The organism is Acuticoccus kalidii, assembly GCF_021556395.1.
Lineage (GTDB): Bacteria > Pseudomonadota > Alphaproteobacteria > Rhizobiales > Amorphaceae > Acuticoccus > Acuticoccus kalidii.
Map to the genome: position 1 here is coordinate 138,925 of NZ_JAKGCS010000015.1, position 26,553 is coordinate 165,477.

A 26,553-nucleotide genomic window follows, 5' to 3' on the forward strand; every position below is an offset into this window, starting at 1 on the left:
ACACCGAGTGACGCTCACCCCGGGATCCCGTCCCAAAACCGACATCCGCTCGACCCGCGGCCCCTCGTGCCACCGGGCCGGACGAAAGGGAGATCATGGGCAAGATCGCCATTGTCGGCGCCGGCTACGTGGCCGATTCCTACATGCGTTCGACGGGCCTTTTCCCCGATCACCGCTTTGTCGGCGTGTGGGACGAGAATCCCGAACGGCTCGCCCGCTTCGCGACGCACTGGAACATCCAGCCCGCGCGCGGTCTCGGCGACCTGTTCGCCGGCCAGAAGCGGCCCGACCTCCTCCTCAACCTCACCCCGCTCGGCGCGCACGCCGCGGTGAACCGGGCCGCGATCGAGGCCGGTGTGCCGGTCTATTGCGAGAAGCCGCTCGCGACCAATCTCGCCGAGGCGGAAGAGATCGCCGCGATGTCCCGCGCGGCGGGCGTCGCGGTCGCCTCCGCGCCGTGCAACATTCTCGGCGAGGCCGGTCAGGCGATGTGGTCGGCGCTCCGCCGGCGGCTCATCGGCCGGCCCCATCTCGTCCTCGCCGATCTTCATGGCGGCTATCTGCCGAGCGCGCCCTATCCGTCCTGGCGCTCCGAGAGCGGGGCCGACTGGAACGCCGCATCGATCTTCGCCGCCGGCGCCGCGCTCGATTATGCGGGCTATGCCCTCACCTGGCTGATGGCGATGTTCGGCCCGGTGCGCCGCCTCGCCGCGACGAGCGCCCATCTCGGCCCGGCGCCCGGCGATGCGCCCGATTTCGCGAACGCCGTCCTCACCTTCGATGGTGGCGTCACCGCTCGCCTCACCTGCTCCCATCTCGCCAAGGGCGACCGACGCTTCCGCATCGTCGGCGAGACCGGCACCCTTGCCGTCGACGATGTCTGGAATGACGGCGCGCACGTTCGGATCGAGCGCCGCCATTCGGTGCGCGGCGATCTCGTCGAAGGGTTCGTGCGCGAGCCGGTGCGCATTGCGCGGCCGCCTTATCATCGCCCCTTCGCGCGGCGCCGACTGCCAATGAACCGGATGCTCGGCCCGGACGACATGCTCACGAGCCTCGCCAAAGGCGAAAGCCCGCGCCTCGCCGGCGACTTCGCGCTCCACCTCACCGAGGTGATGCTCGCGATCCACGACGCGGGAGACGGCGCGACGGTGCCGATCCGATCGACCTTCGAGCCCATGAAGCCGATGGCCTGGGCCAAACCCTCACGGCGGGAGAACACGGTGGATCCCATCAAGATCGGCATCATCGGGACCGGCGCGGCCGCGTCCGCCTTCGCCGAGGCCGCCGCCAATCAAGGCCGCTTCGAAATCACCGCCGTCGCCGGGAGCGATCTCGCCGCCGCCGAGAGCTTCGCCGCCGCGCACGAGATCGAGAACGCCGTCGCCGACACCGCCGCCCTCTTCGACAGTGATGTCGTCGCGGTCTATGTCGCGAACGACCCGGCCGACCATGCGACGGCCTCGATCGCCGCGCTCCGAGCCGGGCGGGCCGTGCTCTGCGAGGCGCCGATGGGGCTCGATGCCGAAGAGGTCGGCCGCGTCATCCAGACGGCGCACGAGACCGGCCATCTCCTCATGGAGGCGTTGCCGATCAGCCTCCTGCCGACCACCCGACGGGCGATCGCGCTCGCCCGTTCCGGGACGCTCGGCGCGCCGACCCAGCTCGCGCTCGATCTCGGCGAGCCGCAATCGCGAGACGGCCGGCCCGATCTCTTCGCCGCGCCGGGTTGCGGCGTCGTCCTCAACCGGATGTCCGATCCGCTCGCAATCGCGATCGCCCTTTTCGGCGACGTCGGAAGCCTCGATATCGCGGTCAGGACCGCCGACGATGTCGACGTTCAGGCGAACCTTCAGCTCCACCATATTCGCGGCGGCATCAGCCAGCTTTCCGCCTCGTTTATCGGGATGATGTCGAATTCGGCGCGGATCGCCTGCACCGAAGGCGCGTTGACGGTCGAGGATCCGCTCGCCGAATCGGAGACCCTCACCGTCCGCCATTTCGCCCGGCTCGAACCCTTGGCCGACGACAGCCTCACCGCGCCGGCCCCCGGCGCGAAGGCGCGGCGGCAACTCAGCGCGCGCCTCAAGCGGAGCGCCATGGCGCGGCGGGTGAACCGGGTCGTCAGTCATCCGCGCAGCGAAACCCACAGCTACGGCGCCGACCCGCTCGCCCCGCTGCTCGGCCATTTCGCCCACCTTCTCGACGAACGGGCGAGCGAGAGCGACATTCTGCCGCTCGCTTTGTCCGCCACGCTCGCGCGGCTGCGCGAGCAGATCGTCAAGTCGGGCCGCTCGGCTCCGCTCGCCCACATCGACACCCGCGACGAGGCGCCGGCACGGCAGGACCGAGACGAGAATACGGCCGACGCGGACCGTCCCCCCGCCGGATTACATCATTCAGGTGATTTCACCTGAGGACAAAGCGCGGTAAGTCTCGGAAAGGTCCGCTTTTCCGGATGAATTGGAGCTTTCTATGACGACCCTCCTGCGCCAACCGCTCTTTCTTGCGGTTGCGGTGATCGCCATCATCGCGATCGCGGCCGCGGCGACCTTCTATTTCCAAGGCGCCCGCTATTCTGCCGAACTTCGTGCACAGCTGGAGGAGGTCACGGGCAACCGAACGACGTTGCAGAGCGACTACGACTCGCTCTTCGAGGCGTCGGGCGAGCTCGAACGCGTCCAATCGACGATCACGGAAGCGGAAAACCGCCTCGCCGAGCTGCAGGCGGCTGCCGAAGACGCCGTCGCCACCGAGGAGGAGGCGCGCGTCGACCTCGAGGCGCTGCAGGCGGAGCGCGCCGAACTCGGTCAACGCATCGAGGGTCTCAATCAGGAGGCCGCGACGGCGCAGGAGGCCCGCGAGACCGCCGCGAGCGAGCTCGCCAGCGTCGAGGCGCAGCTCGCCGAGACGACGAAACGGGCGGAAGCTGCGACGGGAGAGCTCGATCAGATCAACAGCCAGCTCGAGGCCCGGACGGGGGAGCATTCGCAAATCGGCGCCGCGGTCGAGGATCTCTCGCAGCAAAAGAGCACCGCCGAGCAGGAAGTCGCCCAGCTCAACGAGACGCGTGACCAGCTCGCGGCGGAAATCGCGGCGGCGCGAGATCGCGTCGGCGAGCTGAACCGGAACGAGCTTCTCGCCCAGGAGGCCGTCGCCACGCTGTCCCAGTCGCGCGACGAGCTCGCCGACCAGGTGTCGACGCTGCAGCTTCAGGCCGGAGCCCTCAAGGAGGAGCTGGCGGGCAACCAGAGCGAGAGCGAAACCGCGCGTGGCGCCCTCTCCGCGCTTCAGGAAGAGGTCTCGGTCCTGCGCAAGACGCGCTCGACCCTGTCGAACGCCGTCAACACGCTGGAGCAGCGCAACACGATCCTCTCCGGCGCCGTCGACGAGATCGAAGCCACCAAAGACGCGCTGACCCGATCGATCGAGACGCTGCGCTCCCACCTCGCCGAACAGAATGCCGCTTTGGCGCCGGTCGACGAGACGCAGGGCGCGGCCGAAGCCGCCACCGGCGAAACCGACGCCTCCCAGCCGCAGGCGAGCGAAGCCCAGACGGACGGTTCGCAAGCGGCCGAGCCCCAAACGGGCGAGACTGAAGCGGGTGCGGACGACGCGGCCACCGAAACGGCCCCCACCGCAACGCCGGCGGCGGGCTCGGGCGCGAGCCTCCTTCCCTTCGAGCAGGGCGGTGACGGCGCCGTCACCTACGCCAACGAGCAGGTGAGCCTCACGCTCGACGCCTCCAACGCCTTTTCCCTCGCCGTCGCCGGTGGCGAGACGATCGAGGGCGACTATGCGTACGAGGACGGCAATCTGCGCCTCAGCGGCGTCGAAGGGCCGGCGGCCGCCACCTTCCCGATGACCTGCGGCACGAGCATGGAGGGGGACATCCTTATCTTTTCGTCCCGCAACGGCTCTTGCCTCGAGCTGAGCGGTATCGCCCTCGGCCGCCAATAGGCGGCCGCCCCGTCAGCGGCGGCTCATCGCGACCGCCGCTGCCCCGAGCGCGACGATGGCGCCGGCGCACGTCGCCACCGCCGCAAAGCCGTAATTGGTGAACACCGGGCCCAGAAACAGCGGCCCGGTAAAGACCGCGGTGTAGGTGACGGCGCTGTTCAGTCCCATCACCGCGCCGTGGCCGCGCGTCACCTGCCGATTCAACGTCACGATCAGAGAATTCAGCCCGAACTGGTTGAGGAAGCCCCAGGCGAGCGTCGCGAGCACCGCCGCCGGGATGCTGTCGAGCGCCAGCCGCCAGGCGAAATAGATCGCCGCGATCGCCCCCATCACCACGAGGATGTAGGCCGGGGTGATCCGCGGTGCCAAACGGCCGAGCACGAGCCCCGCCACCCCGAAGCCGATCCCGTAGACGAACACGAAGAGCCCCGCCCCTTCCGCCGACAGGTCGAGCGCGTTGCGGATGCCTTCGCCGAAATAGGCGAAGGTGCCGTAAAAGGCCGTCATGAAGCCGAATAGGATCACGAGGAGCGAAGCGACGCCCGGCAGGCGCAGGACGCGCAGCGACGAGGTTCGCTCCGGCGCCGCGATCGCGCCCGGCATCACCGCGAAGAGGCCGATCGCGACGAGCGCCGAGGCCGCCCCCGTCAACCCGTAGACCGAACGCCATCCGAGCGAGGCGGTGATGAACGCCGCCACCGGCACCGCGAGGACGAGCGACAGCGCCCACCCGGTCAACACGATCCCGAGGCGCGCCGCCTGCCGGCCCGGCTCCGCCGTCGCCGCCGTCGTCGCATAGGTGCCCGGCAGCAGGATGCCCACCGCGACGCCCGCGACCGCCTGCGCCCCGGCGAGCCAGAATTCCGACAGGCTGAACACGCTCAGCATCTGCGCGAACGCGAGGAGCGCCGCGGCGGACCCCAGCGTGATGCGCGGGCCGATCAGGTCGATATACGGCGCGAGCAGCAGCGACGACACCGCCGTCGCCGCGCCGAAGGCCGAAATCGCCCAGGCGACGCGATACGGCGCGGTGCCGAGCCCCTCGGCGACCTCCGACAGTATGGGCGTCAGAACGAACGCGTTCGCCCCGACGAGCACCACCGCGCCGAAGAGTGCGACGGTCTGCAGCGATTTAACGTTGTTCAGATTTTGGCTAGATTGGCCGAAGTTCATACGGAAACCATGTCGGATCACCGAAGTCCGCACAAGACGGAACAGGTCAAGGCCCATGAATACGAAGCCCGTTCGACACACGCCCCCTCGCCCGCCCGACCTCGACCGGGTGGACCGAACCCTATTAAGGCTCCTCGCCGAGCAGGCCGATCGCTCCTATGCCGAGCTCGGCGCCGCCGTCCACCTTTCGCCGCCCGCCGTCCACGAGCGCGTCAAGCGGTTGAAGCGCGACGGGGTCATTCTCGGCACCGTCGCCAGGCTGTCGGGGGAGAAGATCGGCTGTCCCCTCCTCGCCTTCGTCCATGTCAGCACCGAGGGCCGGGGCATGAACGCGCCGATCCTCGCCCTTTCCGAGATGGCCGATGTCGAGGAGATCCACACCGCGACGGGAGAGGCCTGCCTGATCCTCAAGGTGCGGTGCGCGAGCCCCGCCAACCTCGAAGCGCTGCTGTCGCATATTCAGGGCATCGAGGGGGTGCGCTCCACCCACTCTTATATTGCGCTCGGCACCTATCTGGAGCGCGGCCCGATGCCGGACGCGCCGGACGCCTGAACGAAAAAGCCCGCCATGAGGCGGGCTTTCGTCGTCATATTGGTGAGGGCGGCCTCAGAAATTCAGCGCCTTCGCCTGCGTCACCAGCGGCAACGCCTCGATCTTGGCGAGGACGGCCTTGTCGGCCTCGCCGTCGATCTCGATCAGGCAGATCGCCTCGCCACCGGCCTCTTTCCGGCCGAGATTGAAGTTCGCGATGTTGACGCCCGCCTCGCCGAGCGCGGTGCCGATCGTGCCGATGAAACCGGGCTTGTCCTCGTTCGTCACATAGAGCATGTGCGCGCCGAAATCGGCGTCGAGGTTGATGCCCTTCACCTGGATGATGCGCGGTTTGCCGTCCGAGAACACCGTACCGGCGACCGAACGCTCCTGCCGTTCGGTGATCACCGTGAGGCGGATATAATTCTCGTACGCCCCCTGCTGCTCGCGGCGGACCTCCTCGACGGCGATGCCGCGATCGCGCGCGATGGTCGGCGCGGAGACCATGTTGACGTCCTGGAGGAGCGGACGCATCAGCCCCGTCACCGCCGCCGCGGTCAGCGCCTTGAGGTTCAGGGAGGCGACGTCGCCTTCATATTCGATCCGCAGCCCCTTGATGCCCGACTCGGTGAGCTGGCCGGCGAACGAGCCGAGCCGCTCGGCGAGCGTCACGAACGGGGTGAGGATCGGGGCCTCCTCCGCGGTGATCGACGGCATGTTGAGCGCGTTGGCCACCGCGCCGCGCAGGAGATAATCGGACATCTGCTCGGCCACCTGGAGCGCGACATTCTCCTGCGCCTCGGAGGTCGCCGCGCCGAGATGCGGCGTGCAGACGAGATTCGGCGCGCCGAAGAGGACATTGTCCGTCGCGGGCTCGCTCGAGAAGACGTCGATGCCCGCGCCGCCGAGCTTGCCGGAATCGAGCGCCTCGCGCAGCGCCGCCTCGTCGACGAGACCGCCACGCGCGCAGTTGATGAGGATCGCCCCGTCCCTCATCGACGCGATCGCCTCCTTGGAGACGACGTTCTTGGTCCGCTCGGTGAGCGGCGTGTGCAGCGTCACGATGTCGGCGCGGCGGAACAGCTCTTCGAGCTCGACCTTCTCGACGCCGATCTCCTGCGCCCGTTCGGCGGTGAGGAACGGGTCGAACGCGATGACGCGCAGGCGCAGCCCGATGGCGCGCGAGGCGACGATCGAGCCGATATTGCCGCAGCCGATGACGCCGAGCGTCTTGCCGGTCAGCTCGCGGCCCATGAAGCGGTTCTTCTCCCACTTGCCGGCCTGGGTCGAGGCGTCGGCCGCGGCGATCTGGCGGGAGACGGCGAACATCATCGCGATCGCGTGTTCGGCGGTCGTGATCGAGTTGCCGAACGGGGTGTTCATGACGATGACGCCGGCGCGGGAGGCGGCCGGCACGTCGACATTGTCGACGCCGATGCCGGCGCGGCCGATGACCTTGAGGTTCGGCGCGGCTTCGAGGAGCTTTTCCGTCACCTTGGTGGCGGAGCGGATCGCGAGCCCGTCGACCTCGGCGATCGCTTTCAGGAGTGCGTCTTTGTCCTTGCCGAGATCGGGCTCGTAGATCGTGGTGATGCCGCGATCCTTGAAGATATCGACCGCGGTCGGGGAGAGTTTGTCGGAAATGAGAACTGTGGGCATGGGCGTGCTCTGATAGGCGAGACGGTCAGAGACCGTCCGCCGGAGAGAAATTCGGGATGAAGAAGCGGCGCGTGGTTACGCGGCGGCGGCCTGCGGCTTCGCCGTCGACGCGAAGGCCCAGTCGAGCCATTCGGTCAGCGCGGCGAGATCATCCGCTTCGATGGTGCCACCGGCCCAGATGCGCAGGCCCGGAGGGGCGTCGCGATAGGCGCCGATATCGTAGGCGACGCCTTCGGCATCGAGCTTGGCGACGAGCGCCTTCGCGAACGCGGCCTGCTCGTCCTCGGACGCATTGGCGACCGCGGGATCGACGATCTTGAGGCAGACCGACGTGTTGGAGCGCGTCGCCGGTTCGACGGCGAGGAAGTCGACCCAATCGGTCTTTTTCACCCAATCGGTGAGGACCGCGAGGTTCCGGTCGGATCGCTGGGCGAGCGTCTCGGGCAGGCTCTCGGCCCACTTCAGCGCGTCCAGGCAATCCTCGACGGCGAGCATCGACGGCGTGTTGATGGTCTCGCCCTTGAAGATGCCCTCGTTGAGCTTGCCGCCCTTCGTCATGCGGAAGATCTTCGGCAGCGGCCAGGGCGGCGTATAGGTCTCGAGCCGCTCGACGGCGCGCGGGCTGAGGATCAGCATGCCGTGCGCGGCCTCGCCGCCGAGCGCCTTCTGCCAGGAGAAGGTCACGACATCGAGCTTGTCGAAGGGCAGCTCCTGCGCGAATGCCGCGGACGTCGCGTCACAGATCGTGAGGCCTTCGCGGTTCGCGGGGATGAAATCGCCGTTCGGCACGCGTACGCCGGAGGTCGTGCCGTTCCAGGTGAAGATGACGTCGTTCGAGAAGTCGACCGTCGTGAGGTCCGGCAGGTGGCCATAATCGGCCTTGATCACCGTCGGGTCGATCTTGAGCTGCTTGACGGCGTCCGTGACCCAGCCTTCGCCGAACGATTCCCATGCGAGGAGCGTGACCGGTCGCGCACCGAGCAGCGACCACATGGCCATTTCGACGGCGCCGGTATCGGAGGCGGGCACGATGCCGATGCGGTAATCGTCCGGCACACCGAGAAGGGTGCGCGTGCGGTCGATGACCTCTTTCAGCTTGGCTTTGCCGATCTTGGCGCGGTGGGAGCGGCCGAGCGAGGCATCCTCGAGCCCGGCGAAGGTCCAACCCGGGCGCTTGGCGCAGGGTCCGGACGAGAAGCGGGGATTGCCCGGCCGGCGACCGGGCATCGTGGTATTCGCCATGTGGCTATCCTTTCAGATAGGCGCCCCTCGTTGGGGAGGGGTGTCCCACGGCGGGACATACGCCCTTCCCCGAAATTCGGCAAGGCCTTTCTGCGGACGTCTTTGGGCGGCGACCCCGTCTTCATTGCCCAAACGGCGCGCGTGCCGTGGCGTTCCACTCAATCCGAATTGACCAAAACAGGCTTCGCCGGGATGACCTCACTCTCGAGAATCACCGTGTCGACCGCCGCCTTGAATGCCTTCAGATGCGGTGTCTCCATATGCGCATGCCATGCGTCGACGGATCGCCACAGCTCGTCGAACAGAAAAATATCCTTCCGGTTGCCGTCCCGCCAGAGCTCGTAAGCGACGTTGCCGGCCTCCTGCCGGGTCTCGGAGACGAGTTCGTGCGCGGCCAGCATGAATGCGTCGGTTCGAGTTTCGTCGACGCGCATCATCGATATGAGTTTGAGCATCGTTTCAATCTCGCCAATACCTCGTACGGTGCCGGAAGGTGGAGGATCGCGCGGGCGTGACAAGGGGCCAGGCAGTCGCGCCCCCGTCACGCGGGCGAACCGGATGACGAAGCGATCGAGGTTGGACATGACGAAGACGCCGGACGACGCAAGCGGCGGACAGGCCGCCCCCCGCAAGGGCCGTGGCAGCAGGAAGGCCGCACCGGCAAAGGCCCCCGGCGAGGTCGTGCTCCTCTCGGGCGGCAACCCGCAAATTCCGAAGGGTGAGGGTGACGGCCCCGTTCAGGCCTATATCGCCGCGATGCCGGGATGGAAAAGCGATCTCGGCCGGCGCATGGACGCGCTGATCGAGGAGACGGTTCCGGGCGTCCGCAAGGCGGTCAAGTGGAACTCGCCTTTCTACGGGGCCGTGGACGGGGACGGGGACGGGGACGGGGACGGGGACGGCTGGTTCCTCAGCTATCACTGCTTCACACGTTACGTGAAGGTCGCTTTCTTTCGGGGAACGTCCCTCACCCCGCCGCCGCCCGGCACCTCGAAACAGGACGAGGTCCGCTATCTCGACATCCACGAAGACGCGTTCGATGCGGCCCAGTTCGTCGATTGGGTGAAACAGGCGAGCGCGCTTCCGGGTGAGCGCGTCTGACGCCGAGACGCGCCGTCAGGCCGCCGTCAGCCGTCAGCCGTCAGCCGTTGGCGGAGACCACGGTCGCGAGCTCATCGACCAGCGTGTGAATCAACCGCTCGTCGTCGCCCTCGGCCATGATGCGGATCAACGGCTCGGTCCCGGACGGCCGGACGACGATCCGCCCCGACTTGCCGAGCCGCTCCTTCGCCGCGTCGATCGCGCCGGTGACGGCATCGGCCTCGAGCGGCTTGCCGCCATTGAAGCGCACATTCTTCAAGATCTGCGGCACCGGCTCGAAACGGTGGCAGATCTCCGAGACGCGCTTGCCCGAATCGACCACCACGGCGAGCACCTCGAGCGCGGCGAGAAGGCCGTCGCCCGTCGTCGTATAATCCGACAGGATGATGTGGCCGGACTGCTCGCCGCCGATATTATAGTCGTTGAGGCGCATCGCCTCCGACACATAACGGTCGCCGACCTTCGTGCGCTCGAGCCCGATGCCGATCGATTCCAGATACCGCTGCAGGCCGAGGTTGGACATGATCGTCGCGACGACCATCGCGTGCCGCAGCCGCCCCGTCTCGAGCCACGATGAGGCGATCACCGCGAGGAGCTGGTCGCCGTCGACCGCCTTGCCCTTCTCGTCGATGATGATCACGCGATCGGCGTCCCCGTCGAGCGCGATGCCGATATCGGCGCGCACTTCGAGAACCTTCGCCCGCACCGCGTCGAGCGAGGTCGAGCCGCAATCGAGGTTGATGTTCGTGCCGTTCGGGGCGACGCCGAGGGTGACGACCTCCGCGCCGAGCTCCCACAAGGCTTCCGGCGCGACGCGGTAGGCCGCCCCGTTGGCGCAGTCGATCACGATCCGCAGCCCGTCGAGGCTGAGCTGACGCGGGAAGGTGCGCTTCACGAACTCGATATACCGATCGCGCACGCCGTCGATCCGGGTGGCGCGGCCGATATCGCCGTTGCGCGCAAGGCGCTTCGACATGTCCCCGTCGATCAGCGCCTCGATCTCCAACTCGACGGCGTCCGACAGCTTGTAGCCGTCGGGGCCGAAAATCTTGATGCCGTTGTCGTGGTAGGGATTGTGAGAGGCGGAGATCATGACGCCGATATCGGCGCGCAGCGAGCGCGTCAGCATCGCGATCGCCGGGGTCGGCATCGGGCCGAGAAGCATGACGTCCGCGCCGACCGACGTGAAACCGGCCACGAGAGCGTTCTCCAGCATATAGCCCGACAGGCGCGTGTCCTTGCCGATGACGATTCGCTGCGCCGCGTCGTGCTCGGCCAGCACCAGCCCCGTCGCCATCCCGACACGCATCGCGATCTCAGGCGTCATCACGCCGTCATTGGCGTGGCCGCGAATGCCGTCGGTTCCGAAATAGCTGCGTGACATGTACCCGTAACCCTGCACGTTTGCGCGAACTAAGCGAGTGGGCAAAACCGAAGTCAACCGCCCGCGCGGCCGCCGGCGCCCTCCGTGCGCGCCGTTCGGCGCGGCCGTGCGCCCGATGTCACCGTCACGCGCCCATCCGCGCGCGTGAGGTGACATCGACTGATACGGTTTATGATCGGGCTTCGGTTAAAAAAGGAAGTCGCTCGCGTCGATCTCGCTCGGATGCACCTTGAAGAGGGTGATGGTGGTATCGGCGAACTCGATCACCGTATTCTTGCCGGAGCGGCTGATCTCGAGATCGTCGAAGCTGTCCACCGAGGTGCGCTTCAGATCCATGATGTCGTTGTCCCTGAAGCCGCGGATCACGTCGTTGCCGGATCGGTTGGTGAAGAGGAAGCGATCCGCGCCGGCGCCGCCGATCATCACGTCGTCGCCGGCATTGCCGACGAGAAGATCGTCGCCACCACCGCCGTTCAATTTGTCGTCCCCGGCCATGCCGCGCAACGTGTCGTCCCCGCCGAGGCCTTTGACGACGTCGTCGCCGCGCATCGCCTTGATGTTGTCGTCGAACCGGGTGGCGACGATCTTGTCCCGGTCGCGCGTGCCGATGATCTGCGGGACGGAGCGGTCTTCCTCGCGGCCGAACCAGACATGGGCGACGCCGTTCTTCATGCCGACGCCGATCGCGAGCCAGGGCTCGTCCCAGACGCCTTCATTGAGGATCACGGCATTGTGGCCGGGCGATCCCTGCCAGTTCGCGAGCGAGCCCTCGGGCGTCGCGTCGTAATTGAAGATGGCGTTGCCGAGATAGCCGGTCGAAATCTCGAAGCCGTAGCCCGGATAGTTGGTGCCGAGCCGCTGCGGCGCCTCCCACATGTTCGGATAAGTGTCGGGGTCCGCGCTGTCATAGGGCGCGTCACTCCAATTGTGGCCGACATAGCCGCGCTCATTCTCGACCGTGTCGAGCGCGTGACGGCCGGCCACCGTGGTCAATCCCTTCGAGAGGGGGATCGCGGGAAGGCCGTTCTCCGCGCGATAGTCCATCATCAGCCGGTAGAGCGAGAGCTCATCGAGCGACAGGTGATCATCAGACGAGGGTTTATAAATATCGACCATTCATTTCATCCAAATCGATGCCCGGAAAGCAGTCCTTCCCATCGATAAAAAGTGACGGTCACGCAACAATACAACCCATGATACGCCGCAAAATGGCGAAAACGACCACCATTCCGCATTGATGCATGCTTCATCGCAAGATTGCGAATGCACCAGCAATCAGACTGAACAGATGAGCGAACAAATAGAAAAGCCGCCTGGGTTGCCCCAGGCGGCTTTCTGTTCAAATCGTCGGCGGCCTGGTGACGGCCGCCGGTGGATCAGGACGGCTGCGGCTCCAACCCGCCACTGTCGCCGGCCGGCGGACGGGGCTTCGAGACACCCGTCGTCGGCACGGTGGAGGAGCGCGGCGTCGGATCGTCGTCCGTGGTCTCCCGCACCGGGGTCTTGCCCTTCAGGAGATCGCGGATTTCCTCACCCGACAGCGTCTCGTATTCGAGAAGACCCTTCGCGATCGTGTGCAGATCGTCGAGGTTGGTCTTCACGATGGCCATCGCGGTCTCGTAACCGTCATTGACGAAGCGCTTCACCTCGCGATCGACGAGCTCCATCGTCGATTCCGAGACGTTCTGGCTGCGCGCCACCGAATGGCCGAGGAAGACTTCCTCCTCGTTCTCGCCGTAGAGGAGCGGGCCGAGCTCGTCGGACATGCCGAACTGGGTCGCCATGGCGCGGGAGAGCTTGGTCGCCATCTTGATGTCGGCCGAGGCGCCCGAGGTCACCTTCTCGTGGCCGAAGATCAGCTCCTCGGCGACGCGGCCGCCCATGGCCACCGCGAGGTCGGCCTTACACTTCGCGCGCGTCAGCGAGATCTGATCCCGCTCCGGCAGACGCATGACCATGCCGAGCGCGCGGCCGCGCGGGATGATGGTCGCCTTGTGGATCGGGTCGGACGCCGGCATGTGCAGCGCGACGAGGGCGTGACCGGCTTCGTGATAGGCGGTCAGCTTCTTCTCGTCCTCGCTCATGACGAGGGTGCGCCGCTCGGCGCCCATCATCACCTTGTCCTTCGCGTCCTCGAACTCCTGGTGGGTGACGAGGCGCTTGTTGCGCCGCGCCGCCAGAAGCGCCGCCTCGTTGACGAGGTTGGCAAGGTCCGCACCGGCAAAGCCCGGCGTGCCGCGAGCGAGGACCTTGAGGTTCACGTCCGGCGCCAGCGGCACCTTGCGCACGTGGACCTTGAGGATCTTCTCGCGACCGATGAGGTCGGGGTTCGGCACGACGATCTGACGGTCGAAACGGCCCGGACGCAGGAGCGCGGGGTCGAGAACGTCCGGCCGGTTCGTCGCGGCGATGAGGATGATGCCCTCGTTCGCCTCGAAACCGTCCATCTCGACGAGGAGCTGGTTCAGCGTCTGCTCACGCTCGTCATTGCCGCCGCCGAGGCCCGCGCCACGGTGACGACCGACGGCGTCGATCTCGTCGATGAAGATGATGCACGGGGCGTTCTTCTTCGCCTGCTCGAACATGTCCCGCACGCGGGAGGCACCCACGCCGACGAACATTTCGACGAAATCGGAGCCCGAGATGGTGAAGAAGGGCACGTTCGCCTCGCCGGCGATGGCGCGGGCGAGCAGCGTCTTACCCGTGCCCGGCGGGCCGATGAGGAGCACGCCGCGCGGGATCTTGCCGCCGAGCTTCTGGAAGCGGGAGGGATCCTTCAGGAAGTCGACGATCTCCTGCAGGTCTTCCTTCGCCTCGTCGACGCCGGCGACATCCTCGAACATGACGCGGCCGTGCGCCTCGTTGAGGAGCTTCGCCTTCGACTTGCCGAAGCCCATCGCCTTGCCGGCGCCGCCGCCCTGCATCTGCCGCATCAGGAAGAGCCAGATGCCGAGGATCAGGAGCATCGGGAACCACGTCGCGAGGATGCCCCAGAGCGAGATGCCGTCATTCGGCGGCTCGGCCCGGATCGTCACGTTCTGGGTCTCGAGCGCGTCGAGATAGTTCGCGTCCCGCGGAGCGTAGGTCTGGAAGCGGCCGCCGGAATTGTACTGGCCGGTGAGGTCACGGTCCTGGATCGTGACGGCGCGCACATTTCCGTTCCGCACTTCCGTCAGGAATTGAGAATACGTAATTTCGGATGTATTCGCGCGCTGACCGGGGTTCTGAAAAAGCTGGAACAGGGCGATCAGCAACAGAGCGATCACCACCCAGAGCGCGAAATTGCGGAAATGGTTGTTCATTCGCGAACCTTGTCTTGCACCCGATCGCGCCAAATGGCCGGCCGTGATGCGTTTGGCGGAGGTCGCCCCGCCGTTCCTCTCCCAACATAGGGAGTCCCGCGCCTTGTGCCAACACGTCGTCCCCAGGCCGAGGACTGCCACGAATCAGCGCACGCGAGTCACCCGAAGTCGATCGGCGGGCCAAGAATTGAGGCGGACGCCCAGCGTCGGTGCGGCGACCAGGACATCATCATGATAGGCTCCCAGCCCCGTTGCAACCGCTGGTCTGAACGCATCGGTCGGAATGCGACGTGCCGCCGCGTCTGTGATCGCCGCGAGGCGAACCGGCGGAGCCTCCGCCGCAAGCGTGACGTCATAGCGGCCATCGAAGCGCACCGTCGTGCCCGGCTCCAGGCGGAGCGGCGCGATTCCCCTCGCCTCCCGCCACAAGACGATCCGGTCCGCCTCGGACCGAAGGCACGCGCGCCCGAGCGTCATCGCATCGCCCGGCGGCGTGGCGGCGGCTCTGAGAAGCGCGTCGAAACGCGGCGGATAGTCGAGCCCGCCGGCCGTCTGCACCGCTTCCGCGAGGACGCGCAGCCGCACCTCCTCGTGCGCGGCCTCGAACGGACCGCGTGCCAGCGTGACGGCCCCCGCGCGATCAACCCGCATCGCCTCGCGGCCGAGCGCCGCGGCGAGCCCGTCGATCGCCTCGCTCGCGCGGGCGAGATGCCCCGCCGCGCCGGCGAGCCGCTCCGCCGTGAGGCCGACCGCCGCAAGACGCGGGGCGAGCGTGCGCACCGCGATCCGGTCGAAGCGCATATCCTCGTTGGACGGATCGTCGCGCCAATCGAGCCCGTGGGCGACGAGATAGTCCCGCAATTCGGCACGGGAGACCGCGAGGAGCGGCCGAAGGATCGTGAGGCCGTCCCGCCTCGCGAGCGGGCGCATCGCCGCGAGCCCCCGCAGGCCACTGCCGCGGGCAAGACGCAATAGGAAAGTTTCGGCCTGATCGTCCCGCGTGTGGCCGGTCACGATCGCGGCGAGGTCGAGCCGGCGCGCCGCATCGGCGAGCAGCCGATAACGCGCGTCACGCGCCCATGTCTGGAGGGAGCCGGTCGGCCGATCCGTCACCGCGAGCGTCTCGACAGGTCGCCCGAGACGGGCGCCGAGCCGAACGACGAAGGCGGCATCTTCGGCCGAACCCGCGCGCAGCCGGTGGTCGACGGTGAGGAGGACGAGCCGCCGATCGGGCAGATGCGCGGACAGGAGATGAGCGAGCGCGGTGGAATCGCCGCCACCCGAGACGGCGAGACCGAGCGCGCCGTCGACCCGGTCGAGCAGCGCACCGTCGAGCGCGATGGACGGCGGCGCCGAGAACGCCGCCGGCGCCGTCATGCGCAGTCGGCCGCTTGGCGCTCCCGTTCGGCCTCGGCCCGCAATTGCCCGTCGACATTCGGATAGGCGCCGAAGAATTCCGCGAGCGAGGAGCACGCGGCTTCCTTCTCGCCGAGCCCGTTGAGCGCGGCGCCGAGCTTCAACAGGCTCTGCGGCGCGCGCGCGCCGTTGGGATCGGAGGTGTAGTTCTCGAGGAAGAGGTTCGCGGCGTTGCGATAATCGCCCTGCGCCATCATCGCCTCCCCGAGGAGATAGCGCGCCTCGCCCGCGACGGGGCCGGTCGGATTGTCGGTCAGCACCTTGCGCGCTTCGGCGGCGGCCATCTGGTAGCGGCCGGTCCGCTGGAGATTGCGCACTTGCTGCAACGAATCGGTGTTCGCCGCGGGGGGCGGCGTGTTGCGAACATTCTGCTGCACCGACGGCGAGCCTCCGGCGCCCTGGTTGATCGCCGAAAGATCGATCGGCCCATTGCCGAGATCGACGATCGCACGGCCATTGGCGTTGGGATCGGTCGGCTCGACGCGCCCAGCCTGGCCAGCTTGGCCGGGATCGACCGGCAGGGAGCCGAGCGAACGCGGCGGCGTGCCGGGTCCGGGCGCACCGACGGCGCTGCGATCACCACTCGGCGCGCCGGCGCCGGCGCCGATCGCCTGCTCCAGGCGGCGGACCGTGAAGGTGAGCTGCTCGACCTGGCCGGTCAGCATTCGGACTTGGGCTTCGAGCTCTTGAAGGCGCAGTTCGGCGTTGTTCTGGCCGCCATCACGCTCCTGATCATCGCCGAAAAGGCGGGGCAGAAAGCGATTCTGGACGGTGACGACGCCGCTTTCGGCCGCGAGATCGAGACGGGGCATCGACGTTGCCGGAGCGACGGCCAGCGCGGTGGCGAGCAGAACGACGACAGGGGCGGCGAAGTGCGTGCGCATCGCGGGTCTCCTGCAGCGAGGGGTTGATGGATCCGCTATATAGCGCGCCGCGGCGCCGATTTGAACGCCAGGATGCTCGGCTTCCCGACACGCCGTGTTACGGCGTTGCGCATCGAGCACGGGGCGGGACTAAAAACGCCTGACATTACAGCGCCGTGGCGGTCATCGAGCGCCAGCGCCCGCATCGGGCACCGGCCTCGTGATTCGGGCCGCGTCCATCTCTGGAGCGGCCCGATCTTCGATGCCCCGGCGGGGCGATCGCTCAAAATGCGGCCAATGCCGAGCCGGCACCGGCGGCAAGGGGCTCGACCTATTGGTTGAGCACCGTCACGGCGCGGCGGTTCTGAGACCAACACGATTCGTTGTCGCAGACGGCGACCGGGCGCTCTTTACCGAATGCGATCGTCTTCATTCGGCTCGCCGACACGCCGCGGCTCTGCAAATATCGCTCGACCGCGTTGGCGCGGCGGGCGGACAGCGCGATGTTGTATTCACGCGTCCCACGCTCGTCGGCATGGCCTTCGATCGTGATCGTGTAATTCGGATAGCGGTTCAGCCATTCGGCCTGGCGGTTCAAGATACCGGCAGCCGTGCCGTCGACGGACGACGAATCCACGGTGAAATAAACGCGATCGCCGACGTTAACGGCGAAATCCTGCGGCGAACCCGGCGTGGCGGCACCGGCACCGCCCGTGTCTTTTGGCTTTTGGGCACAACCTGCAGCGAACGCGATCAGGACAATCGCCGCCAGGGTCGGCAGCCAACGTTTCGCTCGGAACTCTGTCATCACATGACTCCGGAGGGCGGAAGGAACTGTAAGGTAAGTGAACTCGGTAAACGGGTTCTTCGCAGACAGCGTTAACAACTAACGCAATGGCGACCAGGCCGGATCGGACGCCAGCGTCCCAATGTCAAGCCTTCGTTCGTTTCGGCCGGTGATATCGACCGTATAAATGCTCGCGCCGCCCTGCGGCCCCCCGGATTCGCGAAAGAAGGCGAGAACGCGACCATTCGGCGCCCAGGTCGGACCTTCATTGTGATAACCCGAAGTCAGAATTCGCTCGCCGGTCCCGTCGGGACGCATCACGCCAATCGCGAATCGGCCTTGCGACTGCTTGGTGAATGCAATCAGGTCGCCGCGCGGAGACCAGACGGGCGTCGAATAGCGCCCGTCCCCGAACGAGATCCGGGTCGGATTCGAGCCGTCGGCACCCATGACGTAGAGCTGCTGTGCGCCCCCGCGATCGCTCTCGAACACGATCTGCGAGCCGTCGGGCGAATAAGACGGCGCCGTGTCGATCGCGGCCGCGCTCGTCAGACGTTGCATCTGACGGCTCCGCAGGTCCATCGCGTAGATGTTGGCGTTGCCGCCGTCCTCGAGGCTGAGCACCACGCGTGAGCCGTCCGGCGAGAAGCGCGGCGCGAAGGTCATGTTGTCGAAATTGCCGAGGAGCTCGCGCCGGCCGGTCTCGATGTCGAGGAGATAGACCTGCGGCTGCGCCCCTTCATAGCTCATATAGGTGACGAGCTGACCGACCGGGCTGAAGCGCGGCGTCAGCACGAGATTGCTCCCGTCGGTCAGGTAGGTGAGGTTCGCCCCGTCCTGATCCATGATCGCGAGACGCTTCACCCGCGCATTCTTCGGCCCCGATTCTCCGACGAACACGATGCGCGTGTCGAAATAGCCGGTCTCACCCGTCAGCCGCTGATAGATCGCGTCGGCGACGATGTGGGCGACGCGCCGCCAGTTCTCCGGCGTCGTGAAGAATTGCTGGCCGACGACCTGCTGCTCCTGCAGCGGGTCCCAGAGGCGGAACTCGACCTTCAGCCGATCGCCCTGCTCACGCGTGACAGAGCCCGTGACCAGCGCCTCGGCGCCGATCGCTCGCCAATCCTGGAAGCGGGGCATCGTCGACACCCCGAGGGTCTGCTCGATATAGCCGGCCCGGTCGAGCGGGGCGAACAGCCCCGAGCTCTGCAAATCGGCGAGCACGACGTCCGAGATCTGCGCGGCGATCTGATCATCTCTGACCTGGCCGGAGAAATATGGAATCGCGATCGGCAACGGCCGGGACTCGCCCTCGGTCACGTCGATCGAGACGAGTGCGGCCGCCGGCCTCACCGCGAGGGCAAGGAACAGAACGGCGAACGTCAGAAATTTGGTGCGGGTGAACATCAGACTCTCAACCTTGGGCCACCAATTGACATTAGAACAACTCCCTCGGGTCAAACGAGACCTGAACGTCTTTCCAGACCTCGTATTTTTCCGGAGGGAGACGATAGGGCTGGCATTGCAACACCGCGCGGCGGGCCGCGTCGGCGGCGACATCATAGAGCGAACCGACGCCCTGCGCGCCAATCTGATCGATCGATTCGACCGAACCGTCGGGCATTAGACCGATCTGCACCTGAATAATAATGTCCTGCCCACCGGCGAGCCCGATCGGCGGATTCCAGCAGCGCTGCATCTGTGCGCGCAAGGCATCCTTTTCGGACAATGTGAGCGAGGCCTCCTGGCGACCGCTCTCCGTGCCGACGGACGCCTGCGACGCGCCGCTCCCGCCGCCGCTCGGCGCCGTGCGGTTGATGAGCTGCGACAAACGGTCGGCGTCGAACGTCTCCTGCGTCTCCCGCTGCACGCGCGCCTGCTGGGTGCGCCGTGGCGGCGGCGTCGGCTTGCGCGAGGGCACGACCGTCTCCGGCGTCGGCGCCGGCTCCTCGGCCGGCTCCGGCGTGGGTTCGGGCTCCGGCTCCGGCAGCGCGGCGACCGTCTGCTCGGGCTGCGGCTCCGGCTCGGGCTCGGCCTCGACCGTCTCCTGCACGGGCTCGGGCTCACCGGCCGGCTCCGGCGCGGCCGAAACGGCAGTCGTGTCGATCGCATTCTCGTCGGTCGCGATCCGCTCGGCGGGCGTGTCCGTCGCGCCCGGCTGCTCTTCAGGCGCCGGCGGCTCCTCCGCCTCCACGGTCTCCGGCCCGGCGTCTTCGACCACTTCGGTCTCCTCCGGGTTGCCGACCGTGAGGTCGGTCTCGTCGGCGATCGTAACGATCTCCACGGGGAGCGCGTTGACCGAGGGCGTCGCATAGGTCTCGGCCGCGGGCAGAGAGAAGATCGCCGCGGCGAGAATCGCGAGATGCAACACCGCCGAGACGATGAGCGCCGCACGCATGGCTCAGGTCGCCTCCTCGGTGGTGACGAGCGCGATGCGGTTGAAGCCGGCCCGGTTGAGGCGGCCCATCACACGCATGATCGTCCCATAGCTCGACGCGGCGTCACCGCGCACGAGGACCCGCTCTTCGTAGCCATTCTGGGCGATCGCCTCGAGGCGGCCGATGAGCTGGTCGATCTCGATCTCCGTCTCCTGCAGGTAGATGACCCCGTCCGGGTCGATCGAAATGGTGAGCGGGTCGACGTCGCCCTCGAGCGGCTTCGCGGCCGACTGCGGCAGGTCGATCGGCACGCCCACGGTGAGAAGCGGTGCGGAAACCATGAAGATGATGAGCAGCACCAGCATCACGTCCACGAACGGCGTGACGTTGATTTCGCTCATCGGCTGGAACCGGCGACCGCGACGTCCGCGGCCGCGTCCCATGCCTCCGGGTGTTGGCGCTGACATGCCCATCAGAGCCTCTCGTCGATCTCCCGCGACAGAATGGCGAGGAATTCGTCCGCGAACCCTTCCATCTGCTGCGTGATGCGTCCCACATCGCTGGCGAGCTTATTGTAGAAGATCGTCGCTGGAATAGCGGCGAGGAGGCCGAGCGCGGTCGCGAGCAACGCCTCGGCAATACCGGGCGCGACGACCGCGAGGTTGGTGGACTCGGACGCCGCGATGGCCTGGAACGAGCTCATGATGCCCCAGACCGTGCCGAAGAGGCCGATAAAGGGTGCCGCGGAGCCGGTCGAGGCGAGCACGGTGAGGCCGCGTTCCATCTCCTCGCCCTCGCGGGCGAGCGTCATCGTCATCACCCTATCGATGCGTTGGGCGAGCGAGGCGAGCGCGGGCTTTTCACCCTCGTGGCTGCGCTTCCATTCGCGCATCGCGGCGACGAAGACCGCGGCGAGCCCGTCCGACTGCTCTTCCGACTGCTTGCGGTAGAGCTCCTCGAGCGACTGGCCGGACCAGAAGTCGTCCTCGAAGGCGAGGATGCGCGCACGCAACCGCCGGAACGCGACGGTCTTGTAGAAGATGATCGCCCAACACCAAAACGACGCGAGAAGCAGGCCGATCATGACCAGCTTCACAACGATGTGCGCTTCGAGGAAGAGGGCGAGAAGCGAAAAATCACCGGGAGACGCGAGTGCCGCGCCGGTCGTTACAGCATCACCCACGGGTGAGTCCTGACGCAGATCTTGTCATAGTCGTGCTGGGGGTCACTCCCACACTCCAACGCTGACGTACCATTCTTGAATCGATCGCGTCCGCTATGCGGGCGGCGATATCGGTCCCTCTACCGCGTCGGCCCAGCCGTGGCTAGAGCCCGCTTCGCGCACGGCCGATCACAGATCACTACGGCCGCCCCTTCCGGCGACCGAGACCGTGGCCGATCGGGGCGATTGGGCGGATATTCCATAAATCGTGAGATCGAACGCAAGACATTGAAAGATCTGCGCCCCGAAGAGCGCCAAATCCGGGCCAATGTTGCGAAAGCGGCCGCGGGGAGGCTGCCGTCCGGAGCTCCCATCGGCCTCGGATCGTCCCCGATTCGGGCGGTCTCGACGGTGAGTGAGTGGGGCGGCGTGTCGACTTGCCACAGCCCTCCCCAGCCTCAGGACAGGGCGTCGCGAACGCCTTGCGGCGGCCGCATCGGTCGCCCGGCCGGATCGATCAGACAGAGTTCGGCCATGCCGGTCACGAGCTTCGTTTCGCCGCGCCAGACCGTCTGCTCGACGAGAAAGGCGACGCGCCGCTCGCCCGCCGACGTCGACACCACGGTGATGAGATCGTCGATCATCGCCGGGGCGTGGAAGGTGAGCGACAGCGAGCGGAGCGTGAAGAAGAGCGGCGGCGTCCGATTCGCGAGCTCGGCATGGTCGATCCCGGCGACGCGCAACCATTCGGTGCGCCCACGCTCCAGAAAGCGCACATAGGCGCCGTGATAGACGCGGCCGGTAAAGTCGGTGTCCTCGAAATAGAGGCGGATATCGAAGCGAAAGCTCATCGCCGTTCAAACAACCTTTCGATTTCGGCGAGCGAGAGCGCCACGAAGGTCGGCCGGCCGTGATTGCACTGCCCCGCCGACGGCGTCGCCTCGATCTGCCGCAGCAGCGCGTTCATCTCCTCGGGACGCAAGGCGCGGCCCGAGCGCACCGAGCCGTGACAGGCCATCGTGGCGGCGACATGGTCGAGCCGCGCTTCAAGCGCCCCGGCCGCGCCCCATTCGGTGATCTCGTCGGCCAACTCGCGGACGAGGCCCGCGACGTCGAACGTCCCGAGCGCGGCCGGCGTTTCGCGCACCACGACGGCGCCCGGCCCGAACGGCTCCAACACCAGCCCGAAGCGGGCGAGCGCCTCGGCATGATCGCCGAGGGCGGCGACGTCGTCGGGGTCGAGCTCCACGACGTCGGGGATCAACAGCCCTTGCGAGGGCGGCGCCTTGCTGGCGGCGGCCTTTTTCAGCGCCTCGTAGACGATCCGCTCGTGCGCGGCGTGCTGATCGATGATGGCGACGCCGTCGGCGGTCTGCGCGACGATATAGTTGCCGTGCACCTGCGCGACCGCGGCGCCGAGCGGGTGGTCGGACGGCACGCCCGCCGCCTCGGTCGGCCCGGATGGCGTCGGCGTTTCGCTTGCCGGCGATGGCGGGCGGACGAATGTCCGGGCGATCGGCGGGAAGCTCGCCCGCCGAGCCGGAGCGCGCCAGGCCTCGCGGCGGACGCCCTCGTTGAGGCCGGCACGCGTGTCGGCGCCCTCCCCGGCCGCATCGGCGGCGCCTTCTCTCAGCGTCCAGGATGCGCCGTCCTCGGCGAGCCCCTCCGGGGTATCCCCCGACGCGTCGATCGCCGCATCGATCGCGAAGGCGGGCTGCCACTCGCGCGGGCGGTTCGACAGCGCGGCGATCGCGGCATTGGCGACCGAGCGCGACGAGCGCGGTGCAGCCTCCGCGAGCTGACGGCGGATCGCGGAGACGATCAGCCCCCGCACCGCCTGCGCATCGCGAAAGCGGACATCGGCCTTCGCCGGATGCACGTTGACGTCGACATTGGCGGGGTCGATCTCGATGAAGACGACCGCCATCGGTTGCCGGTCACGGGCCATCACGTCCTGATAGCCGGCGCGCAGTGCCTGGGTGATCAGCTTGTCGCGGACGACGCGGCCATTCACGAAGGCGTACTGATGCTGAGAGGTCGAGCGCCCGTTGGTCGGCAACCCGAGCTGCCCGGTGAGCCGCACCCCGCTCCGCTCCGCCGCCAGCGCGACCGCCTCCTCGGCGAATTCCGCGCCGAGCACCTCGCGCGCCCGCGACTGCGGCGTACCCGGCTGATAGCGCGTCGCGCGTCCGCCCATCGACAGCGTGAAGGCGACATGCGGCGCCGACAGCGCGAGACGGCGCACGGTGTCGCCGATCGCCGTCGCCTCGGTCCGGTCGCTCTTCAGGAATTTCAGCCGCGCCGGGGTGGCGTAGAAGAGATCGCGCACCTCCACGGTGGTTCCGACGGCGCGGCCCGCAGGCTCCACCGGCCCGGCCCGCCCGCCTTCGACGACGATCCGCGCCGCGGCGTCCGCGCTCCGATGGCGCGAGGTCAGCGTCAACCGCGCCACCGCGCCGATCGACGGCAACGCCTCGCCGCGAAAGCCCATGGTGGTGATCGCCGCGAGGCCGGCGGCGTCGAACAGCTTCGAGGTGCAGTGTCGGGCGATCGCGAGGGGCAGTTCGTCCGGGGCGATGCCGTGGCCATCGTCGGCGATGCGGATGAGGCCGGTGCCGCCGCCTTCGATCGTCACCTCGATGGCGCGCGCGCCGGCGTCGAGCGCATTCTCGACGAGCTCCTTGACCACGCTCGCCGGACGCTCCACGACCTCGCCGGCGGCGATCTTGTCGATCAGCCGATCGTCGAGCCGCCTGACGGCGGACGGGGTGGAGAGGGTCTCAGCGGTGTCGCCCATCGTCCTCCTCGCGGGAAAGTGGCCGAGCGCGCCACGGCGCCGCGGCCAATTCTGCCTTGCGGTCTATGCTGATCGGGCCGATTGCGCTAGGCCACCCCTGTCGGAGCGCCTCGATCGGGCGCCTTCATCCGCCAAACGTCCACAGCTCAATTACGCGCCCCGGTGACGAGCCCCGGCGCGCCGGTCCCTCAACCATGTCCAACGCGCCCCTTTCCGGTCTGTCTTCCATCGCCGACGATTATGACGCGATCCTGTGCGATGTCTGGGGCGTCCTCCACAACGGGATCGCCGCGCACGACGGTGCGGCCGACGCGCTCGCCCGCTTCCGCGCGCACGGGCCGGTCGTGCTGATCACCAACGCACCGCGCCCCTCGGGCCCGGTCGTCACACAGCTCGAGAGCTTCGGCATCCCTCAGACCGCCTTCGACACGATCGTGTCCTCCGGCGACGTGGTGCGGACCTTCCTCGCCGAGCGGGGCGTGCGCTCCGTGCACCATATCGGCCCGACGCGCGACCTGCCGCTTTATGAGGGCACGCCGATCACCCTCGCCGCATCGGCGGACGAGGCGGACGCCGTCATCATCGCCGGCCTGCGCGACGACACGACCGAGACCCCGGACGACTATCGCGACGAGCTCGCCCACATCCTGACGCTCGGCATCCCGGTAATCTGCGCCAATCCGGACGTGATCGTGGTGCGCGGCACCCAGCTCATTTATTGCGCCGGCGCGCTCGCCAACCTCTATGACGAGATGGGCGGCGCGACACTCCATTTCGGCAAGCCGCACGCGCCGATCTACAAAGCGGCGCTCGAAGAGGTCCGCCGCCGCGCCCCGGACGCCGCCCGCGTCCTCGTGATCGGTGACGGTCTGCCGACCGACATTCTGGGCGCCAAGAATCAGGGCTTCGACGCCCTCTTCATCACCGACGGCATCCACGCCGACGAGCTCGGACCGCGGGGCGCGCCGGATCCGGCGAAAGTTACCGAGCGGCTCGCCGCCGATCGGCTGACCACCACCCATTTCGCCCCCCGCCTCGCCTGGTGAGTGGACCGGCCGCCATGCAACGGACGACCGACAGCCCCTTCACCATGACGCTCGACAAGGTGCCCGATCGCCTCAGAGGCGGCGTCGTCGCGATCGGCAATTTCGACGGCGTCCATCGCGGCCATCAGGCGGTGCTCGGCGCGGCGCTCGCGGCCGGGCGGCCCACCGCGGCGCTCACCTTCGAGCCGCACCCGCGCGCCTTCTTCTCCGGCCGTCCCCTCTTCCGCCTCACGCCGCCCGCGGTGAAGGCACACGTCATGGCGGCGCTCGGCCTCGATGCGATGGTCGTCGGCACGTTCGACGCCGCCTTCGCCGCGCTCTCGGCCGATGCCTTCATCGAGGAGATCATCGTCCGCCGCTTCGGCGCGAAGGCCGTCGTCGTCGGGCATGATTTCAACTATGGCGCCAAGCGAAGCGGCGGCGTCGCGACATTGCAGGACGCGGGGCGGCGGAACGGCTTTTCGGTCGAGGTCGTCGACGAGTTCACCGACGCGCGGGGGGCGATCTCTTCCTCGCGCATCCGCAAGAATCTCGCGGCGGCCGATCTCGACGGGGCGGCCGCGCTCCTCGGCTACCGCTATCGGGTGGAAGCGCCGATCATCCACGGCGAGAAGCGCGGGCGAACGATGAACTATCCGACCGCCAACCAGTCGCTCGGGCCGGACAACGAGCTTGCCCACGGTATCTACGCCGTCCGCATCGAGATCGACGGCGTCTGGCGCGACGGGGCTGCGAGTTATGGGCGCCGTCCCACCTTCGACAATGGCGCGCCCTTGCTCGAGACGTTCGTCTTCGACTTCGAAGGCGACCTCTACGGCAAGACCCTGCCGGTGACGTTCGTGAAATATCTCCGGCCCGAGATCGCCTTCACCGGGATGGAGGCGCTCATCGAGCAGATGGACGCCGACAGCCGCGCCGCGCGGGCCGCCCTCGCCGAGGTGCAGCCGATCTCCGCGCTCGACCGCACCCTCAATTTCTGAGCCGCCCCGGCGCGCTCACGCCCCCTTGCGGCGCCGCCAGAGAACCACACCGACCACGCCGACGAGCGCCGCCGCGATGCCGTACCAGGTCAGCGCATATTGAAGATGCGGATTGCGGAAGGTGACGACGCTCTCGCCGGCCTGGGGTAGGCCGCCGGCCGGCGTCTCCTCGGCGACGAGATCGATCGAATAGGGCGCGGTGTTCTCGAGCGACAGGCCGAGATAGGGCGCCATCGTCGCGATGTGGCGGCCGAAAAAGCGATTCTTTTCGAGGTCGGGATCGGGGGTGAAGGTGTTCGGCGTGTCGTCGCGCCGGATAATCCCCTCGATCGTCACGACGCCCTCGGGCGGCTCGGAGCCGGGACGCGTCGCCGGATCCTTCTTCGCCTCCGGGACGAAGCCGCGATTGACGAGGACGGACCAGCCTTCTTCGGTGGTGAAGGGTGCGACCACGAAGTCGCCGGGGCCGCCGATCGGGCCGTGCGGCTCGGAAAGCGCGATCCAGGAGTGCGCCTCGTTCGGGCCGAACGTCCCCGTCAGGCGGACGCGTTGATAGTTCCATTGGTCGAGGTCGAAGGTCCGCCAGGCGTCCGGGCCCGGAGGCGCCTTGGCGGGGCTCTGCGGCCGGTCGGTCGCCGCCGCGATCAGCGCCTCTTTCCAGGCGAGGCGCTGCATCTGCCATGTTCCGAGGCCGATGAGAATCGCGAACGCGCTAACGACGAGGAGCGCGAGAAGAACCCGCGCTCCGAGACTGGCAGGTCGCGTCAC

At 67.6% G+C, this 26,553-nt stretch carries 23 protein-coding genes; 6 read left to right on the forward strand and 17 right to left on the reverse strand.

Going from position 1 to position 26,553, the window contains the following annotated elements; all coding sequences use genetic code 11:
* Positions 1 to 95: 95 nt before the first annotated feature.
* Positions 96 to 2,417 carry a Gfo/Idh/MocA family protein gene (locus tag L1787_RS08665; RefSeq protein ID WP_235708369.1) on the forward strand — a complete coding sequence of 774 codons (2,322 nt, stop codon included), beginning with the start codon at positions 96 to 98 and terminating at the stop codon, positions 2,415 to 2,417.
* A 58-nt stretch (positions 2,418 to 2,475) separates the two neighbouring features.
* A complete protein-coding gene (locus L1787_RS08670) occupies positions 2,476 to 3,960 on the forward strand; it encodes a coiled-coil domain-containing protein (RefSeq protein WP_235708370.1) in 1,485 nt (494 codons plus the stop codon).
* Between the two features lie 12 nt (positions 3,961 to 3,972).
* On the opposite strand, the gene L1787_RS08675 is transcribed toward L1787_RS08670, so the two are convergent.
* The gene (locus L1787_RS08675; protein ID WP_235708373.1) at positions 3,973 to 5,133 is read right to left on the reverse strand and encodes an MFS transporter; all 1,161 of its coding nucleotides are present in this window, start codon (positions 5,131 to 5,133) and stop codon (positions 3,973 to 3,975) included.
* A 55-nt stretch (positions 5,134 to 5,188) separates the two neighbouring features.
* On the opposite strand from L1787_RS08675, the gene L1787_RS08680 reads away from it, so the two are divergent.
* Positions 5,189 to 5,686 carry an Lrp/AsnC family transcriptional regulator gene (locus L1787_RS08680; RefSeq protein ID WP_235708374.1) on the forward strand — a complete coding sequence of 166 codons (498 nt, stop codon included), beginning with the start codon at positions 5,189 to 5,191 and terminating at the stop codon, positions 5,684 to 5,686.
* Positions 5,687 to 5,740: 54 nt separating this feature from the next.
* Here the strand turns inward: L1787_RS08680 and serA are convergent, their stop codons facing one another.
* From serA to L1787_RS08695, 3 genes are all read right to left on the reverse strand, one after another.
* Positions 5,741 to 7,324, reverse strand: a complete 1,584-nt coding sequence (serA, locus tag L1787_RS08685) for a phosphoglycerate dehydrogenase (RefSeq protein WP_235708376.1) — start codon at positions 7,322 to 7,324, stop codon at positions 5,741 to 5,743.
* A 75-nt stretch (positions 7,325 to 7,399) separates the two neighbouring features.
* Positions 7,400 to 8,566, reverse strand: a complete 1,167-nt coding sequence (locus L1787_RS08690; protein ID WP_235708377.1) for a phosphoserine transaminase — start codon at positions 8,564 to 8,566, stop codon at positions 7,400 to 7,402.
* A 158-nt stretch (positions 8,567 to 8,724) separates the two neighbouring features.
* The gene (locus L1787_RS08695; RefSeq protein ID WP_235708378.1) at positions 8,725 to 9,150 is read right to left on the reverse strand and encodes a putative quinol monooxygenase; all 426 of its coding nucleotides are present in this window, start codon (positions 9,148 to 9,150) and stop codon (positions 8,725 to 8,727) included.
* On the opposite strand from L1787_RS08695, the gene L1787_RS08700 reads away from it, so the two are divergent.
* Positions 9,149 to 9,667, forward strand: coding sequence for a DUF1801 domain-containing protein (locus L1787_RS08700; protein WP_235708380.1), 519 nt, complete (start codon positions 9,149 to 9,151; stop codon positions 9,665 to 9,667). The two genes, L1787_RS08695 and L1787_RS08700, sit on opposite strands and share 2 nt — an antisense overlap.
* Positions 9,668 to 9,707: 40 nt before the next feature.
* Here L1787_RS08700 and glmM read toward each other — a convergent pair whose 3' ends face one another.
* The 12 genes from glmM to mutL all read right to left on the reverse strand — a co-directional run bounded on the left by glmM (position 9,708) and on the right by mutL (position 23,759).
* Positions 9,708 to 11,051, reverse strand: coding sequence for a phosphoglucosamine mutase (gene glmM, locus L1787_RS08705; protein ID WP_235708383.1), 1,344 nt, complete (start codon positions 11,049 to 11,051; stop codon positions 9,708 to 9,710).
* Between the two features lie 186 nt (positions 11,052 to 11,237).
* Entirely contained in the window at positions 11,238 to 12,167 is a 930-nt protein-coding gene (locus tag L1787_RS08710) for a hypothetical protein (protein ID WP_235708385.1), read from the reverse strand.
* A gap of 260 nt (positions 12,168 to 12,427) precedes the next feature.
* Positions 12,428 to 14,353 (reverse strand): ATP-dependent zinc metalloprotease FtsH, encoded by a 1,926-nt coding sequence (ftsH, locus tag L1787_RS08715; RefSeq protein WP_235708387.1) that lies wholly within the window; start codon positions 14,351 to 14,353, stop codon positions 12,428 to 12,430.
* 144 nt (positions 14,354 to 14,497) lie between these two features.
* Positions 14,498 to 15,730, reverse strand: coding sequence for a tRNA lysidine(34) synthetase TilS (tilS, locus tag L1787_RS08720; protein WP_235708390.1), 1,233 nt, complete (start codon positions 15,728 to 15,730; stop codon positions 14,498 to 14,500).
* On the reverse strand, positions 15,727 to 16,653 hold the full coding sequence (locus tag L1787_RS08725) for a tetratricopeptide repeat protein (protein ID WP_235708392.1): 927 nt from the start codon (positions 16,651 to 16,653) through the stop codon (positions 15,727 to 15,729). The genes tilS and L1787_RS08725 overlap by 4 nt, the downstream gene beginning before the upstream one ends.
* A 310-nt stretch (positions 16,654 to 16,963) precedes the next feature.
* Positions 16,964 to 17,440 (reverse strand): peptidoglycan-associated lipoprotein Pal, encoded by a 477-nt coding sequence (gene pal / locus L1787_RS08730; protein WP_235708394.1) that lies wholly within the window; start codon positions 17,438 to 17,440, stop codon positions 16,964 to 16,966.
* A gap of 78 nt (positions 17,441 to 17,518) precedes the next feature.
* Entirely contained in the window at positions 17,519 to 18,829 is a 1,311-nt protein-coding gene (gene tolB / locus L1787_RS08735; protein WP_235708396.1) for a Tol-Pal system beta propeller repeat protein TolB, read from the reverse strand.
* Positions 18,830 to 18,860: 31 nt separating this feature from the next.
* A complete protein-coding gene (gene tolA / locus L1787_RS08740; RefSeq protein ID WP_235708397.1) occupies positions 18,861 to 19,820 on the reverse strand; it encodes a cell envelope integrity protein TolA in 960 nt (319 codons plus the stop codon).
* A 3-nt stretch (positions 19,821 to 19,823) separates the two neighbouring features.
* A complete protein-coding gene (gene tolR / locus L1787_RS08745; RefSeq protein ID WP_235708398.1) occupies positions 19,824 to 20,273 on the reverse strand; it encodes a protein TolR in 450 nt (149 codons plus the stop codon).
* A complete protein-coding gene (tolQ, locus tag L1787_RS08750; RefSeq protein ID WP_235708399.1) occupies positions 20,273 to 20,983 on the reverse strand; it encodes a protein TolQ in 711 nt (236 codons plus the stop codon). The genes tolR and tolQ overlap by 1 nt, the downstream gene beginning before the upstream one ends.
* 437 nt (positions 20,984 to 21,420) lie before the next feature.
* The gene (locus L1787_RS08755; RefSeq protein ID WP_235708400.1) at positions 21,421 to 21,813 is read right to left on the reverse strand and encodes a hotdog domain-containing protein; all 393 of its coding nucleotides are present in this window, start codon (positions 21,811 to 21,813) and stop codon (positions 21,421 to 21,423) included.
* Entirely contained in the window at positions 21,810 to 23,759 is a 1,950-nt protein-coding gene (gene mutL / locus L1787_RS08760; protein WP_235708401.1) for a DNA mismatch repair endonuclease MutL, read from the reverse strand. The genes L1787_RS08755 and mutL overlap by 4 nt, the downstream gene beginning before the upstream one ends.
* A gap of 194 nt (positions 23,760 to 23,953) precedes the next feature.
* Between mutL and L1787_RS08765 the strand changes: the two genes are divergently transcribed.
* Both L1787_RS08765 and L1787_RS08770 read left to right on the forward strand, forming a co-directional pair.
* Positions 23,954 to 24,805, forward strand: coding sequence for a TIGR01459 family HAD-type hydrolase (locus L1787_RS08765; RefSeq protein WP_235708402.1), 852 nt, complete (start codon positions 23,954 to 23,956; stop codon positions 24,803 to 24,805).
* 14 nt (positions 24,806 to 24,819) lie between these two features.
* The gene (locus L1787_RS08770) at positions 24,820 to 25,785 is read left to right on the forward strand and encodes a bifunctional riboflavin kinase/FAD synthetase (RefSeq protein ID WP_235708405.1); all 966 of its coding nucleotides are present in this window, start codon (positions 24,820 to 24,822) and stop codon (positions 25,783 to 25,785) included.
* 15 nt (positions 25,786 to 25,800) lie between these two features.
* Here the strand turns inward: L1787_RS08770 and L1787_RS08775 are convergent, their stop codons facing one another.
* The gene (locus L1787_RS08775; RefSeq protein ID WP_235708406.1) at positions 25,801 to 26,553 is read right to left on the reverse strand and encodes an SURF1 family protein; all 753 of its coding nucleotides are present in this window, start codon (positions 26,551 to 26,553) and stop codon (positions 25,801 to 25,803) included.